The 12,628-nt window shown below is 35.0% G+C and carries 26 protein-coding genes; all 26 read left to right on the top strand.

The annotated features are described in order from the left end of the window. Position 1: 1 nt before the first annotated feature. The 26 genes from rplW (at position 2) to rplQ (ending at position 12,619) form a co-directional block, all read left to right on the top strand. Complete coding sequence (gene rplW, locus QGM60_RS17330; protein WP_281141515.1) at positions 2-292, top strand: 50S ribosomal protein L23; 291 nt, start codon at positions 2-4, stop codon at positions 290-292. Between the two features lie 8 nt (positions 293-300). Next, the gene (gene rplB / locus QGM60_RS17325) at positions 301-1,128 is read left to right on the top strand and encodes a 50S ribosomal protein L2 (RefSeq protein ID WP_281141514.1); all 828 of its coding nucleotides are present in this window, start codon (positions 301-303) and stop codon (positions 1,126-1,128) included. Between the two features lie 10 nt (positions 1,129-1,138). Continuing rightward, positions 1,139-1,417, top strand: a complete 279-nt coding sequence (rpsS, locus tag QGM60_RS17320; RefSeq protein ID WP_008269180.1) for a 30S ribosomal protein S19 — start codon at positions 1,139-1,141, stop codon at positions 1,415-1,417. Between the two features lie 5 nt (positions 1,418-1,422). Next, a complete protein-coding gene (gene rplV / locus QGM60_RS17315) occupies positions 1,423-1,830 on the top strand; it encodes a 50S ribosomal protein L22 (RefSeq protein WP_281141513.1) in 408 nt (135 codons plus the stop codon). Positions 1,831-1,839: 9 nt separating this feature from the next. Then, positions 1,840-2,556, top strand: a complete 717-nt coding sequence (gene rpsC / locus QGM60_RS17310) for a 30S ribosomal protein S3 (protein ID WP_281141512.1) — start codon at positions 1,840-1,842, stop codon at positions 2,554-2,556. Between the two features lie 20 nt (positions 2,557-2,576). Further along, complete coding sequence (gene rplP, locus QGM60_RS17305; protein WP_281141511.1) at positions 2,577-2,996, top strand: 50S ribosomal protein L16; 420 nt, start codon at positions 2,577-2,579, stop codon at positions 2,994-2,996. A gap of 11 nt (positions 2,997-3,007) precedes the next feature. Beyond that, entirely contained in the window at positions 3,008-3,199 is a 192-nt protein-coding gene (gene rpmC, locus QGM60_RS17300; RefSeq protein ID WP_281141510.1) for a 50S ribosomal protein L29, read from the top strand. Between the two features lie 17 nt (positions 3,200-3,216). Beyond that, entirely contained in the window at positions 3,217-3,474 is a 258-nt protein-coding gene (gene rpsQ, locus QGM60_RS17295; protein ID WP_111685488.1) for a 30S ribosomal protein S17, read from the top strand. 2 nt (positions 3,475-3,476) lie between these two features. Beyond that, on the top strand, positions 3,477-3,845 hold the full coding sequence (rplN, locus tag QGM60_RS17290; RefSeq protein ID WP_111685487.1) for a 50S ribosomal protein L14: 369 nt from the start codon (positions 3,477-3,479) through the stop codon (positions 3,843-3,845). A gap of 12 nt (positions 3,846-3,857) precedes the next feature. Then, the gene (gene rplX / locus QGM60_RS17285; protein ID WP_281141509.1) at positions 3,858-4,169 is read left to right on the top strand and encodes a 50S ribosomal protein L24; all 312 of its coding nucleotides are present in this window, start codon (positions 3,858-3,860) and stop codon (positions 4,167-4,169) included. A 2-nt stretch (positions 4,170-4,171) separates the two neighbouring features. Further along, entirely contained in the window at positions 4,172-4,723 is a 552-nt protein-coding gene (gene rplE / locus QGM60_RS17280; RefSeq protein ID WP_281141508.1) for a 50S ribosomal protein L5, read from the top strand. A gap of 2 nt (positions 4,724-4,725) precedes the next feature. Then, a complete protein-coding gene (rpsN, locus tag QGM60_RS17275; protein WP_188375182.1) occupies positions 4,726-4,995 on the top strand; it encodes a 30S ribosomal protein S14 in 270 nt (89 codons plus the stop codon). Positions 4,996-5,099: 104 nt separating this feature from the next. Beyond that, on the top strand, positions 5,100-5,498 hold the full coding sequence (gene rpsH, locus QGM60_RS17270) for a 30S ribosomal protein S8 (RefSeq protein ID WP_281141507.1): 399 nt from the start codon (positions 5,100-5,102) through the stop codon (positions 5,496-5,498). Positions 5,499-5,510: 12 nt separating this feature from the next. Beyond that, positions 5,511-6,053: a 50S ribosomal protein L6 gene (gene rplF / locus QGM60_RS17265; protein WP_281141506.1), complete on the top strand. Its 543-nt coding sequence runs from the start codon at positions 5,511-5,513 to the stop codon at positions 6,051-6,053. Between the two features lie 10 nt (positions 6,054-6,063). Continuing rightward, on the top strand, positions 6,064-6,420 hold the full coding sequence (gene rplR, locus QGM60_RS17260) for a 50S ribosomal protein L18 (protein ID WP_281141505.1): 357 nt from the start codon (positions 6,064-6,066) through the stop codon (positions 6,418-6,420). A 6-nt stretch (positions 6,421-6,426) separates the two neighbouring features. Beyond that, positions 6,427-6,951: a 30S ribosomal protein S5 gene (gene rpsE, locus QGM60_RS17255; protein WP_281141504.1), complete on the top strand. Its 525-nt coding sequence runs from the start codon at positions 6,427-6,429 to the stop codon at positions 6,949-6,951. 13 nt (positions 6,952-6,964) lie between these two features. Beyond that, on the top strand, positions 6,965-7,144 hold the full coding sequence (gene rpmD, locus QGM60_RS17250; protein ID WP_281141503.1) for a 50S ribosomal protein L30: 180 nt from the start codon (positions 6,965-6,967) through the stop codon (positions 7,142-7,144). A 16-nt stretch (positions 7,145-7,160) separates the two neighbouring features. After that, positions 7,161-7,613 carry a 50S ribosomal protein L15 gene (gene rplO / locus QGM60_RS17245; protein WP_281141502.1) on the top strand — a complete coding sequence of 151 codons (453 nt, stop codon included), beginning with the start codon at positions 7,161-7,163 and terminating at the stop codon, positions 7,611-7,613. An 11-nt stretch (positions 7,614-7,624) separates the two neighbouring features. Beyond that, positions 7,625-8,986 carry a preprotein translocase subunit SecY gene (gene secY, locus QGM60_RS17240; RefSeq protein WP_281141501.1) on the top strand — a complete coding sequence of 454 codons (1,362 nt, stop codon included), beginning with the start codon at positions 7,625-7,627 and terminating at the stop codon, positions 8,984-8,986. A gap of 12 nt (positions 8,987-8,998) precedes the next feature. Further along, a complete protein-coding gene (gene infA / locus QGM60_RS17235; RefSeq protein WP_007094967.1) occupies positions 8,999-9,214 on the top strand; it encodes a translation initiation factor IF-1 in 216 nt (71 codons plus the stop codon). Positions 9,215-9,218: 4 nt separating this feature from the next. After that, the gene (ykgO, locus tag QGM60_RS17230; protein WP_008269159.1) at positions 9,219-9,335 is read left to right on the top strand and encodes a type B 50S ribosomal protein L36; all 117 of its coding nucleotides are present in this window, start codon (positions 9,219-9,221) and stop codon (positions 9,333-9,335) included. A 2-nt stretch (positions 9,336-9,337) separates the two neighbouring features. After that, the gene (rpsM, locus tag QGM60_RS17225) at positions 9,338-9,712 is read left to right on the top strand and encodes a 30S ribosomal protein S13 (RefSeq protein ID WP_281141500.1); all 375 of its coding nucleotides are present in this window, start codon (positions 9,338-9,340) and stop codon (positions 9,710-9,712) included. 107 nt (positions 9,713-9,819) lie between these two features. Beyond that, positions 9,820-10,203 carry a 30S ribosomal protein S11 gene (rpsK, locus tag QGM60_RS17220; RefSeq protein WP_281141499.1) on the top strand — a complete coding sequence of 128 codons (384 nt, stop codon included), beginning with the start codon at positions 9,820-9,822 and terminating at the stop codon, positions 10,201-10,203. Positions 10,204-10,379: 176 nt separating this feature from the next. Beyond that, on the top strand, positions 10,380-10,985 hold the full coding sequence (rpsD, locus tag QGM60_RS17215) for a 30S ribosomal protein S4 (RefSeq protein ID WP_281141498.1): 606 nt from the start codon (positions 10,380-10,382) through the stop codon (positions 10,983-10,985). A gap of 96 nt (positions 10,986-11,081) precedes the next feature. Next, positions 11,082-12,074 carry a DNA-directed RNA polymerase subunit alpha gene (locus QGM60_RS17210; RefSeq protein WP_281141497.1) on the top strand — a complete coding sequence of 331 codons (993 nt, stop codon included), beginning with the start codon at positions 11,082-11,084 and terminating at the stop codon, positions 12,072-12,074. A gap of 71 nt (positions 12,075-12,145) precedes the next feature. Beyond that, on the top strand, positions 12,146-12,619 hold the full coding sequence (rplQ, locus tag QGM60_RS17205; protein ID WP_281141496.1) for a 50S ribosomal protein L17: 474 nt from the start codon (positions 12,146-12,148) through the stop codon (positions 12,617-12,619). Positions 12,620-12,628: the final 9 nt, after the last annotated feature.

The following is a 12,628-nucleotide window of genomic DNA, read 5'->3' as shown; positions in this document are numbered from 1 at the left end:
GATGAGTATCTTAATAAAACCTATTATCACGGAAAAAGCAACCATGCAAAGTGAGTTGTTAAATGCTTATGCATTTGAAGTGAATACAAAGGCGAACAAGGTAGAAATCAAAAAAGCGGTGGAAGCTGCTTATGGTGTTTCTGTTGAAAAAGTTCGTACTATAAATGTCCGTCCAGAAAGAAGAACTCGTTATACAAAAACGGGTATTCAACATGGTAAAACAAATGCTGTTAAAAAAGCAATTGTACAACTGGCGGAAGGTGAGACAATAGATTTATACGCTAACATGTAATTAGACTTATGTCAGTAAGAAAATTAAAACCGATCACATCAGCTCAGCGATTTAGAGTAGTAAATGGATTTGACGCCATCACTACTGATAAGCCGGAGAAAAGCTTGCTTGCTCCGAAAAAAAGATCTGGTGGTAGAAACAGTCAAGGAAAAATGACTATGCGCCATGTAGGTGGTGGTCATAAGAAAAAGTATCGTATTATAGACTTTAAACGTAACAAAGCTGGTATTCCGGCTGAAGTTAAGTCTATAGAGTATGATCCAAACAGAACAGCATTTATTGCTTTACTAAATTACCAAGATGGTGAAAAACGTTACGTTATCGCTCAAAATGGTTTACAAGTAGGGCAAAATATTGTATCTGGTGAAAGTGGTATCGCACCTGAAATAGGAAATGCAATGCCATTAAGTGAAATACCATTAGGAACAATTATTTCTTGTATAGAGTTACGTCCTGGTCAAGGTGCTGTTATGGCACGTAGTGCTGGTGCTTTTGCTCAGTTAATGGCAAGAGATGGAAAGTTTGCTACTATTAAATTACCTTCTGGTGAGACTAGAATGGTGCTAGTAACTTGTATGGCTACAATTGGAGTAGTGTCTAACTCAGATCACCAATTATTAGTTTCAGGTAAAGCTGGTAGAAGCAGATGGTTAGGAAGACGTCCAAGAGTAAGACCAGTAGTAATGAACCCGGTAGATCACCCAATGGGTGGTGGTGAAGGAAGATCATCAGGTGGTCATCCAAGATCTAAAAACGGTATTCCTGCTAAAGGTTATAGAACACGTTCTAAGACGAAAGCGAGTAATAAGTATATTGTAGAACGTAGAAAGAAATAATTAAGATAGTATGGCACGTTCATTAAAAAAAGGACCTTATATCCATTATAAATTAGAGAAGAAAGTTGCTGAAAATGTAGCTTCAAACAAGAAGACGGTTATTAAGACTTGGTCTAGAGCTTCAATGATTTCTCCGGATTTCGTTGGGCAAACAATAGCAGTTCACAATGGTCGTCAGTTTGTTCCAGTATATGTTACTGAAAATATGGTAGGTCATAAATTAGGAGAATTTTCACCAACAAGATCATTTAGAGGTCACGCTGGTGCTAAAAATAAAGGTAAAAAATAAGAATCATGGGAAGTCGTAAAAAACAAATGGCTGAAGCTATTAAGGCAGAGAAGAAGCAAGTTGCTTTTGCTAAGCTTAATAACTGTCCTACTTCACCTAGAAAGATGCGTTTAGTAGCAGATTTAGTTAGAGGTGAGAAGGCAGAAAAAGCTCTTCAGATTCTTAGATTTAGCCAAAAGGAAGCATCTCGTCGTTTAGAAAAACTTGTAATGTCTGCAATTGCAAATTGGCAAGCAAAAAATGAAGATGCTGATGTAGAGGAAGCTAATTTATTTATTAAAGAAATTAGAGTAGACGGAGGATCTATGTTAAAGAGATTGCGTCCAGCTCCTCAAGGTAGAGCACATAGAATTAGAAAAAGATCTAACCATGTAACAGTGGTAGTAGATGCATTAAATAAAACACAAAGCTAAGATAGAGATATGGGACAAAAGACAAATCCAATCGGAAATCGCTTAGGAATTATCAGAGGATGGGAATCTAACTGGTATGGCGGAAATGATTATGGAGATAAACTTGCTGAGGACGATAAAATCCGTAAGTATATCCATGCTCGTTTATCTAAAGCTAGTGTTAGTAGAGTAATTATTGAGCGCACGCTTAAACTTGTAACCGTTACTATCACAACTGCTAGACCTGGTATTATTATCGGTAAAGGTGGTCAAGAGGTAGATAAGTTAAAAGAAGAGCTTAAGAAAATTACAGGAAAAGAAGTTCAATTGAACATCTTTGAGATTAAGAGACCTGAACTAGATGCACATTTAGTAGCAGCAAGTATTGCTCGTCAAATAGAAAGCCGAATTTCTTACAGACGTGCAATAAAAATGGCTATCGCTGCTGCAATGCGTATGAATGCTGAAGGAATCAAAGTTCAAATTAGTGGTCGTTTAAACGGTGCTGAAATGGCACGTTCAGAGCACTATAAAGAAGGAAGGATTCCATTATCTACATTTAGAGCAGATATAGATTATGCTCTTGTTGAAGCTCATACTACTTATGGTAGATTGGGTGTAAAAGTGTGGATTATGAAAGGTGAAGTATATGGTAAGAGAGAACTCTCTCCATTAGTTGGTCTTTCTAAAAAGCAAGGAAAAGGTGGAGGACGAGGAAATAATAATAAATCTCGTCGTAGAAAGTAATTTTTTAAAGAACAGAAAAAATGTTACAGCCTAAAAGAACAAAATTTCGTAAGCAGCAAAAAGGTCGTATGAAAGGAAACTCTGGAAGAGGACATTTGTTATCAAATGGAACTTTCGGTATTAAATCCTTAGACTCTGCTTTTATAACTTCTCGTCAAATTGAAGCTGCACGTATTGCCGCAACTCGTTATATGAAAAGAGAAGGTTCGTTATGGATTAAAATATTTCCAGACAAGCCTATCACAAAGAAACCTCTTGAAGTACGTATGGGTAAAGGTAAAGGTGCTGTAGAATACTGGGCAGCTGTTGTAAAACCAGGACGTATCTTATTTGAAATAAGTGGAGTGCCATTAGATACAGCTCAAGAAGCTTTACGTTTGGCAGCACAAAAACTTCCAGTTAAAACTAAGTTTATCATAGCTAGAGATTACGAAGCTTAATAAAAGAAATTATGAAGCAATCAGAAATTAAACAGCTTTCTACAGCTGAGTTACAAGAAAAACTTAGTGAGACACAAAAGAGTTACGCAGACCTTAAAATGGCTCACACAGTTTCTCCTTTAGAAAATCCAATCCAATTACGTACTATAAGACGTACTGTAGCAAGATTGGCAACAGAGTTAACTAAAAGAGACGAACAATAATTGTATTCTGCTGAAAGATGGAAAAAAGAAATTTAAGAAAAGAACGTATAGGAGTGGTTACAAGCAACAAAATGGAGAAATCTATTGTTGTGTCTGAAGTAAAGAAAGTAAAGCACCCTATGTATGGAAAGTTCGTGTTAAAAACAAAGAAATATGTTGCGCACGATGAGAAAAATGACTGCAACGAAGGTGATACTGTAAAGATCATGGAAACAAGACCTTTAAGTAAATCTAAGTGTTGGAGATTAGTAGAAATAATTGAAAGAGCGAAGTAATTATGGTACAACAAGAATCAAGATTAAAAGTAGCTGATAACACTGGCGCAAAGGAAGTATTAACAATCCGTGTGTTAGGTGGTACAAAAAAGAGATACGCTTCTGTCGGTGACAAAATCGTAGTATCTGTTAAAGATGCAACTCCAAACGGAAACATTAAAAAAGGAGCTGTATCTACAGCTGTTGTTGTCCGTACTGCTAAAGAAGTAAGACGTCCAGATGGATCTTACATCAGATTTGATGACAATGCATGTGTATTATTAAACCCACAAGGTGAAATGAGAGGTACTCGTGTATTTGGTCCTGTAGCTAGAGAACTTCGTGATAAACAATTCATGAAAATTGTATCATTAGCACCAGAAGTGCTTTAATTGATAAATAAGATGACAAAGCTTAAAATAAAATCAGGAGATACTGTAAAAGTAATAGCTGGAGATCATAAAGGATCAGAAGGTAAAGTACTTAAAGTATTTAAAGATAAAAACAAAGCCATCGTAGAAGGCGTGAACATGGTGAAGAAACACACTAAACCAAGTGCACAAAATCCTCAAGGTGGTATTGTAGAAAAGGAAGCATCTATTCATATCTCAAACTTATCACTTTTAACAGGTAAGGGTGAAACTACAAGAGTAGGCTATAGAATGGATGGAGATAACAAAGTAAGATTTTCTAAAAAATCTAATGAAGTAATTTAATTATGGCTTACGTTGCAAGATTAAAAAAAGAGTATTTGGAAAAAGTTGTTCCAGCTCTTACAGAAGAATTTGGATATAATAATGTGATGCAAGTGCCTAAACTTCAAAAGATAGTTTTATCTAGAGGTGTGGGAGCAGCTGTAGCAGATAAAAAGTTAATTGACCACGCTGTTGATGAACTTACAAAAATATCTGGTCAGAAAGCTGTAGCTACAATATCTAAGAAAGACGTTGCATCTTTCAAGTTACGTAAAGGTATGCCAATTGGTGCTAAAGTAACTTTGAGAGGAGAGCAAATGTATGAATTCTTAGATCGTTTGGTTACTTCTGCTTTACCACGTGTTAGAGATTTCAACGGAATCAAAGCTAATGGTTTTGATGGTAGAGGAAACTATAACTTAGGTATTACAGAACAGATTATTTTTCCAGAGATTGATATCGATAAAATAAATAAGATTTCTGGTATGGATATTACATTCGTGACTTCAGCTGAAACAGACAAGGAAGCTAAGTCATTATTATCAGAACTAGGATTACCATTTAAAAAGAATTAATTATGGCTAAAGAATCAATGAAAGCTCGCGAGGTGAAGCGTGCAAAAATGGTTGCTAAATATGCTGAAAAAAGAAAAGCTTTAAAAGAAGCTGGAGATTACGAAGCATTACAAAAGTTACCAAAAAACGCATCACCAATACGTAAGCACAACCGTTGTAAACTTACAGGAAGACCAAAAGGTTATATGAGACAATTTGGTATCTCTCGTGTTATGTTTAGAGAAATGGCTAACAAAGGGTTAATTCCTGGGGTTAAAAAAGCAAGTTGGTAACATTGAGGAAGCGAATTAGCTTCTGTACAATTATCAATATAACTATTGTATAATCGGAATTTAGGTTCGAGAGTTTCGAAAACCATTTTCCAAAATTTAAAATTATGTACACAGATCCAATAGCGGATTATTTAACGCGAGTTAGAAATGCTGTGAATGCAAACCACAGAGTGGTAGAGATTCCTGCTTCTAACTTAAAAAAAGAGATAACTAAGATCTTATTCGAGCAAGGATATATCTTAAGTTACAAGTTTGACGATTCTACTGCTCAAGGCACTATCAAAATAGCTTTGAAGTACAGTAAAGAAACTAAAGAATCTGTCATCAAAAAAATTCAAAGAATCAGTAAACCAGGTTTACGTAAGTACGCTGGTGCTAACGAAATGCCAAGAATCTTAAATGGTCTTGGTATCGCAATTGTTTCTACTTCTCATGGAGTTATGACAGGTAAACAAGCGCAAAGAGAAAACGTTGGTGGCGAAGTATTATGTTACGTATACTAAAAACAGGAAATTATGTCAAGAATAGGTAAAAACCCAATAACAGTTCCTGAAGGCGTTACAGTTGAGATTAAAGACAACGTAATTACCGCTAAAGGTAAATTAGGTGAATTAACTCAAGAGTATTCAGATGTTGAAATAAAATTAGAAGACGGTACTATTACATTAGAGCGTCCTTCTGATAAGAAAGATCACAGAGCAAAACACGGTCTATACAGAGCGCTAATTGCTAATATGATAGAAGGTGTATCTAACGGATTTACTAAACAATTAGAATTAGTAGGTGTAGGTTATAGAGCATCTAATCAAGGAAATAAATTAGATTTAGCAATAGGATTTTCTCACAATATCGTTATGGACATTGCTCCAGAGGTAAAGGTAGAGACAGTTACTGAAAAAGGTAAAAATCCAATCGTTAAATTAACATCTCATGACAAGCAATTGGTTGGTCAAGTAGCTGCGAAAATCCGTGGTTTCCGTAAGCCAGAACCTTACAAAGGAAAAGGTATTAAGTTTGTTGGTGAAGAAATTAGAAGAAAAGCAGGTAAATCAGCTTAATAAGTAAGTTATGGCATTGACAAAGAACGAAAGAAGATTAAGAATTAAAAGCAGAATCCGTAAGGTAGTTTCTGGTACAGAAGCTAGACCTAGATTAACTGTTTTTAGAAGTAATAAAGAAATTTATGCTCAAGTCGTGAATGATGTAACTGGTGAAACTATTGCTGCTGCATCATCAAGAGACAAAGACATAGCGTCATCTAAAGGAAACAAAACTGAAATTGCTGCTTTAGTAGGTAAATCAGTTGCAGAAAAAGCTATGAAAGCTGGTATTGAAACGATCTCTTTTGATAGAGGTGGTTACTTATATCACGGAAGAGTAAAATCATTAGCAGAAGGTGCTAGAGAAGCAGGACTTAAATTTTAAGACATTATGTATCAAAAATATAAAAACGCAGAATTAGTAAAACCAGGCGGATTAGATTTAAAAGACCGTTTAGTAGGTGTACAGCGTGTGACTAAAGTAACAAAAGGTGGTAGAGCTTTTGGTTTTTCTGCTATTGTTGTTGTAGGTGACGAAGCTGGTGTTGTTGGCCATGGTTTAGGAAAGTCTAAAGATGTAGCTACTGCAATCGCTAAAGCTGTTGAGGACGCTAAGAAAAACTTAGTAAAAATTCCTATTTTAAAAGGAACTTTACCTCACGAGCAAAAAGGTAAGTACGGTGGAGCTAGAGTAAACATCATCCCAGCTGCACCTGGTACAGGAGTTATTGCTGGTGGAGCTGTTAGAACTGTTCTTGAAGCTGTAGGTGTACACGATGTATTATCTAAGTCTCAAGGTTCATCTAACCCTCACAACGTAGTAAAAGCTACTTTTGATGCATTGTTACAATTAAGAGATGCTAAATCTGTAGCTAGAGAACGTGGAATTTCACTTGAAAAAGTATTTAACGGATAATCGATAGGATAAGATGGCAAAAATTAAAGTAACTAAAGTAAAAAGTGCTATCAATCGCACAAAGAACCAAAAGCTAACATTAGAAGCTTTAGGTCTTAGAAAGATTGGTCAAGTTGTAGAGCACGATGCCACACCAAATATCCTTGGTATGGTTAAGAAAGTTGAACATTTAGTTTCTGTAGAAGAAGCTTAAAAATATAAACTTAACAATGGATTTAAGTAATTTAAAACCTGCAGAAGGTTCAGTAAAAAATCAAGGTAAACGAGTTGGTCGTGGTCAAGGATCTGGTAAAGGTGGTACCGCTACAAGAGGACACAAAGGTGCTAAGTCTCGTTCTGGATATTCTAAGAAAATAGGATTTGAAGGTGGACAGATGCCAATACAAAGACGTGTTCCTAAATTTGGTTTTACCAATATTAACCGTGTAGAATATCAAGGTGTAAACATTGACACGTTACAACAGTTAGTAGATGATAAGAAAATAAAGGACACTGTTGATTTTGAAACTCTTGTATCTTTAGGTTTAGCTGGAAAAAATGATCTAGTTAAAGTATTAGGTAGAGGTGAGTTAAAAGCAAAATTAACTGTAACAGCTCATAAATTTACTGCTACGGCAAAAGCTGCTATTGAAGCTGCTGGTGGTGAAGCTGTAACTTTATAAGACGTATAAGGATGAAAATAATAGATACATTAAAGAACGTTTGGAAAATCACAGAACTTAAGGATAGAATTATTCTAACCTTAGGTTTGTTATTGGTTTACCGTTTTGGTGCACAGGTAATATTACCTGGTATCGATCCTGATAAACTAGGTGGTTTACAACAAGGAACTGCAGACGGGTTATTAGGCCTTTTAAATGCCTTTACAGGTGGTGCTTTTGCTAATGCATCAGTATTTGCTTTAGGTATTATGCCATACATTTCTGCGTCTATCGTAGTTCAATTAATGGGTATTGCTATTCCTTATTTACAAAAACTCCAAAAAGAAGGAGCTAGTGGTCAAAAGAAAATCACTCAGATAACACGTTGGTTAACTATTGGTATTTGTTTAGTACAAGCACCAGGTTATTTAGCAAGTGTACCAGCTTTATCTGGTGTACAATCTATGAGTGCCTTATTAGCGCCAGGATTTAGTGAAAATATATTTTACTTTTCTTCAGTAATTATCTTAGTAACAGGTTGTGTTTTCGCAATGTGGTTAGGAGAGAAAATTACAGATAAAGGAATTGGAAACGGTATTTCATTATTAATTATGGTAGGTATCATTGCTACATTACCTCAGTCATTTGTTCAAAATGCACTTTCTAGATTAGAAGGTGGTAACGGTGGTTTCATGATGATTTTAATAGAATTAGTAATTTGGTTCGTAATCATATTAGCGGCAATATTCTTAGTAATGGCAGTACGTAAAGTAGCTGTTCAGTACGCAAGAAGAACGGCTTCTGGTGGTTATGAGAAAAATGTTTTCGGATCACGTCAATTCTTACCATTAAAATTAAACGCTTCTGGTGTAATGCCAATTATTTTTGCACAAGCAATTATGTTTGTACCAGGTTTAATAGGTAAATCATCATTTTTGGAGAATACAGATGCTGGTCAATGGATGCAGGCTAATTTTCAAGACATATTCGGTTTTTGGTATAATTTCGTTTTTGCTTTATTAATTATAATATTTACGTATTTCTATACAGCAATTACAGTTCCAACAAACAAGATGGCAGACGATCTTAAGCGTAGTGGTGGATTTATTCCAGGCATACGTCCAGGATCAGAAACGTCTGAGTATTTAGATAAAATCATGTCGCAGATTACCTTACCAGGTTCTATATTCTTAGCACTGATTGCAATTTTCCCTGCAATTATCGTTAAGCTTATGAACGTTCAGCAAGGATGGGCTTTGTTTTTTGGCGGTACGTCACTATTAATTATGGTAGGTGTGGCAATAGACACAATGCAACAGATTAATTCTTATTTATTGAATAAGCATTATGATGGCTTAATGAAAACTGGTAAGAATAGAAAAGCCGTTGCGTAATTAATAAATAGTATGGCAAAACAAGCAGCAATAGAACAAGACGGAACAATTATAGAAGCATTATCTAATGCGATGTTCCGAGTAGAATTAGAAAATGGTCACATTGTGACAGCACACATTTCTGGTAAGATGCGTATGCACTACATTAAATTATTACCAGGAGATAAAGTTAAATTAGAAATGAGTCCTTATGATTTAACTAAGGCTCGTATAACATATAGATACTAATACTATGAAAGTAAGAGCATCAGTAAAAAAGAGAAGCGCAGACTGTAAGTTAGTGCGCAGAAAAGGTAGACTTTACGTCATTAACAAAAAGAATCCTAGATTCAAACAAAGACAAGGATAATTATGGCAAGAATCGCAGGTGTAGACATACCAAAGCAAAAAAGAGGAGTTATCTCTCTAACTTATATCTATGGTATAGGTAGAAGTAGAGCTAAAGAAATTTTAGCAGCAGCTAAAGTTGATGAAAGTACAAAAGTTCAAGATTGGACTGACGATGAAATCGGTGCAATCCGTGAAGCAGTAGGTAGTTTTACCATTGAAGGTGAATTACGTTCTGAAACTCAATTAAACATTAAGCGTTTAATGGATATCGGATGTTACAGAGGTATTCGTCACAGAGCTGGTCTTCCTTTAAGAGGACAACGTACTAAGAACAATTCTCGTACTAGAAAAGGTAGAAGAAAAACAGTTGCTAACAAGAAAAAAGTAACTAAATAATAATTAAAGACATTAGTCATTAGTAATTAGAAGTTAGATGAATCTGCTTGAAATCGCAAGGTTTAGGATTCTAACAACTAAAAGCTAACAACTAGAAACTAAAAAACATGGCAAAGTCAAGTACAAAAAAACGTAAAGTAATTGTTGATGCGATAGGTGAAGCGCACGTAACTGCATCTTTCAACAACATCATCATTTCTTTAACAAACAAAAAAGGTGACGTTATTTCTTGGTCATCAGCTGGAAAAATGGGCTTCAGAGGTTCTAAGAAGAACACTCCTTATGCTGCTCAACTAGCTGCTGAAGATGCTGCAGGTGTAGCAAAAGAAGCGGGACTTAAGAAAGTGAAAGTTTATGTAAAAGGTCCTGGTAACGGTAGAGAATCTGCTATCAGATCAATACACAATGCTGGTATAGAAGTATCAGAAATCATAGACGTTACTCCACTACCTCACAACGGTTGTCGTCCACCAAAAAGACGTAGAGTTTAACAAATTATACATACCTAAGTTAATATCAATCGATTATTCGGTTGATATTAACTTTTTTATGTACATTTGCAAACTGAAAAATTTAAAAATTAACAAGTATCACCGAGAGGTTAACGATTGTAGAAGGATAAGCTTAAGACCTTAATTTTATAATCAACTCTCATAATCAATTAGAAATGGCAAGATATACTGGTCCTAAAACTAAAATAGCTCGTAAATTCGGTCAAGCTATCTTCGGAGACGATAAAGCCTTCGAAAAAAGAAATTATCCTCCAGGACAACACGGTCCTAACAAAAGAAGAGGTAAGAAATCTGAATATGCTATCCAATTAATGGAGAAGCAAAAAGCTAAATACACTTATGGTATTTTAGAAAAGCAATTCAGAAACATGTTCAAAAGAGCAACTGCTGCTCAAGGTATCACTGGTGAAGTATTATTACAATTATGTGAATCTCGTTTAGACAACGTGGTTTTCAGAATGGGAATTTCTCCAACTAGAAGTGGTGCTAGACAATTAGTATCTCACAGACATATTACTGTAAACGGTGAAAAGGTAAACATTCCTTCTTACCAATTAAAAGCTGGTGATGTTGTGGCTGTAAGAGAAAAATCTAAATCTTTAGAAACTATTCAAAACTCATTGGCTAACTCTAGCAATGTATACGAATGGATTACTTGGAATAACGATACTATGCAAGGTACTTATGTTTCTGTTCCTGCAAGAATTCAAATTCCTGAGCAAATCAACGAGCAGTTCATCGTCGAACTTTACTCTAAATAATAAATTAATAATCACATTGGTATTTGGCCAAAGGGTTTATAAGTTCTCTTCAAGCTTTTAAACCGCGCAACCAAATAACAATTAAAACGAAGAAAAATGGCAATATTAAATTTTCAGAAACCAGATAAAGTAATCATGATTGATTCTACTGATTTTGAAGGTAAGTTTGAATTCAGACCTTTAGAACCAGGATACGGATTAACAGTAGGTAATGCTTTAAGAAGAGTATTATTATCTTCTTTAGAAGGTTTCGCAATAACTTCAGTTAGAATAGAAGGAGTAGATCATGAGTTTTCTACAATTTCTGGTGTAGTTGAAGACGTTACTGAAATGATTTTGAACTTAAAGCAAGTTAACTTTAAGCGTCAAATCGATGAAATAGATAACGAAACTGTTACTATTTCTATTTCAGGACAAGATCAAATCACTGCTGGAGATTTCCAAAAGTTTATTTCTGGTTTCCAAGTATTAAATACGGATTTAGTAATCTGTAACTTAGATCCTAAAGTAAACATTAATATGGAGTTAACAATTGAAAAGGGTAGAGGTTATGTGCCTGCTGAAGAAAACAAAAAAGCTTCTGCACCAATAGGAACAATCTTTACAGATTCTATCTACACTCCAATTAAGAATGTAAAGTATAGTATCGAAAACTTTCGTGTTGAGCAAAAAACGGATTACGAAAAATTAGTTTTCGAAATTATTACTGATGGATCTATTCATCCTAAAGATGCTTTAACAGAAGCAGCTAAGATTTTAATCCACCACTTCATGTTATTCTCTGATGAGCGTATTACACTTGAAGCTGATGAGATTGCACAAACAGAAACTTATGATGAAGAATCACTTCACATGAGACAATTATTGAAAACTAAATTAGTTGATATGGATCTTTCTGTACGTGCGCTTAACTGTTTAAAAGCTGCTGAAGTAGATACTTTAGGTGACTTAGTATCATTCAACAAAAATGATTTAATGAAGTTCAGAAACTTTGGTAAGAAATCTTTAACAGAGCTTGAAGAGCTTGTAAATGTTAAAGGCCTTAATTTCGGAATGGATTTAAGCAAATATAAATTAGACAAAGATTAATAAATTCTAACTCTTCTATAATTTGCCCCTCAAAAAGAGTTGATGCAAGATAGAAGTTTAAAACAAAAGTCATGAGACACGGAAAAAAAATCAATCATTTAGGAAGACAGTCTTCGCACAGAAAAGCAATGTTGGCTAATATGGCATGTTCTTTAATAGAGCACAAACGTATTAACACTACTACTGCTAAAGCTAAAGCGTTAAAGTTATTTGTTGAGCCTTTGATTACTAAATCTAAAGAAGACACTACACACAACAGACGTTTAGTAATGTCTAGGTTAAAACAAAAGGAAGCTGTTGCGGAATTGTTTAGAGATGTAGCTGCTAAAGTTGCAGATCGTCCAGGTGGTTATACTCGTATCATCAAGTTAGGAAACAGATTAGGTGATAATGCTGATATGGCAATGATAGAGTTAGTTGATTACAACGAACTTTACACTGCTGGTAAGCCAGAGAAGAAAACTCGTAGAAGTAGAAGAGGAGGTAAGAAAGCTTCAACAACTACTCCACCAGTTGAAACTAAAGCTTCTAACGAAGAAGAATAAATGTTGATA

The sequence above is a fragment of the Winogradskyella sp. SYSU M77433 genome (assembly GCF_029911945.1).
Taxonomy (GTDB): domain Bacteria; phylum Bacteroidota; class Bacteroidia; order Flavobacteriales; family Flavobacteriaceae; genus Winogradskyella.
This window is presented reverse-complemented; position numbering and strand designations above follow the sequence as displayed.

Excerpts from the sequence above, each read along its gene's own strand:
- rplW (WP_281141515.1), top strand. The coding sequence starts at position 2 with ATGAGTATCTTAATAAAACCTATTATCACGGAAAAAGCAACCATGCAA.
- rplB (WP_281141514.1), top strand. The coding sequence starts at position 301 with ATGTCAGTAAGAAAATTAAAACCGATCACATCAGCTCAGCGATTTAGA.
- rpsS (WP_008269180.1), top strand. The coding sequence starts at position 1,139 with ATGGCACGTTCATTAAAAAAAGGACCTTATATCCATTATAAATTAGAG.
- rplV (WP_281141513.1), top strand. The coding sequence starts at position 1,423 with ATGGGAAGTCGTAAAAAACAAATGGCTGAAGCTATTAAGGCAGAGAAG.
- rpsC (WP_281141512.1), top strand. The coding sequence starts at position 1,840 with ATGGGACAAAAGACAAATCCAATCGGAAATCGCTTAGGAATTATCAGA.
- rplP (WP_281141511.1), top strand. The coding sequence starts at position 2,577 with ATGTTACAGCCTAAAAGAACAAAATTTCGTAAGCAGCAAAAAGGTCGT.
- rpmC (WP_281141510.1), top strand. The coding sequence starts at position 3,008 with ATGAAGCAATCAGAAATTAAACAGCTTTCTACAGCTGAGTTACAAGAA.
- rpsQ (WP_111685488.1), top strand. The coding sequence starts at position 3,217 with ATGGAAAAAAGAAATTTAAGAAAAGAACGTATAGGAGTGGTTACAAGC.
- rplN (WP_111685487.1), top strand. The coding sequence starts at position 3,477 with ATGGTACAACAAGAATCAAGATTAAAAGTAGCTGATAACACTGGCGCA.
- rplX (WP_281141509.1), top strand. The coding sequence starts at position 3,858 with ATGACAAAGCTTAAAATAAAATCAGGAGATACTGTAAAAGTAATAGCT.
- rplE (WP_281141508.1), top strand. The coding sequence starts at position 4,172 with ATGGCTTACGTTGCAAGATTAAAAAAAGAGTATTTGGAAAAAGTTGTT.
- rpsN (WP_188375182.1), top strand. The coding sequence starts at position 4,726 with ATGGCTAAAGAATCAATGAAAGCTCGCGAGGTGAAGCGTGCAAAAATG.
- rpsH (WP_281141507.1), top strand. The coding sequence starts at position 5,100 with ATGTACACAGATCCAATAGCGGATTATTTAACGCGAGTTAGAAATGCT.
- rplF (WP_281141506.1), top strand. The coding sequence starts at position 5,511 with ATGTCAAGAATAGGTAAAAACCCAATAACAGTTCCTGAAGGCGTTACA.
- rplR (WP_281141505.1), top strand. The coding sequence starts at position 6,064 with ATGGCATTGACAAAGAACGAAAGAAGATTAAGAATTAAAAGCAGAATC.
- rpsE (WP_281141504.1), top strand. The coding sequence starts at position 6,427 with ATGTATCAAAAATATAAAAACGCAGAATTAGTAAAACCAGGCGGATTA.
- rpmD (WP_281141503.1), top strand. The coding sequence starts at position 6,965 with ATGGCAAAAATTAAAGTAACTAAAGTAAAAAGTGCTATCAATCGCACA.
- rplO (WP_281141502.1), top strand. The coding sequence starts at position 7,161 with ATGGATTTAAGTAATTTAAAACCTGCAGAAGGTTCAGTAAAAAATCAA.
- secY (WP_281141501.1), top strand. The coding sequence starts at position 7,625 with ATGAAAATAATAGATACATTAAAGAACGTTTGGAAAATCACAGAACTT.
- infA (WP_007094967.1), top strand. The coding sequence starts at position 8,999 with ATGGCAAAACAAGCAGCAATAGAACAAGACGGAACAATTATAGAAGCA.
- ykgO (WP_008269159.1), top strand. The coding sequence starts at position 9,219 with ATGAAAGTAAGAGCATCAGTAAAAAAGAGAAGCGCAGACTGTAAGTTA.
- rpsM (WP_281141500.1), top strand. The coding sequence starts at position 9,338 with ATGGCAAGAATCGCAGGTGTAGACATACCAAAGCAAAAAAGAGGAGTT.
- rpsK (WP_281141499.1), top strand. The coding sequence starts at position 9,820 with ATGGCAAAGTCAAGTACAAAAAAACGTAAAGTAATTGTTGATGCGATA.
- rpsD (WP_281141498.1), top strand. The coding sequence starts at position 10,380 with ATGGCAAGATATACTGGTCCTAAAACTAAAATAGCTCGTAAATTCGGT.
- QGM60_RS17210 (WP_281141497.1), top strand. The coding sequence starts at position 11,082 with ATGGCAATATTAAATTTTCAGAAACCAGATAAAGTAATCATGATTGAT.
- rplQ (WP_281141496.1), top strand. The coding sequence starts at position 12,146 with ATGAGACACGGAAAAAAAATCAATCATTTAGGAAGACAGTCTTCGCAC.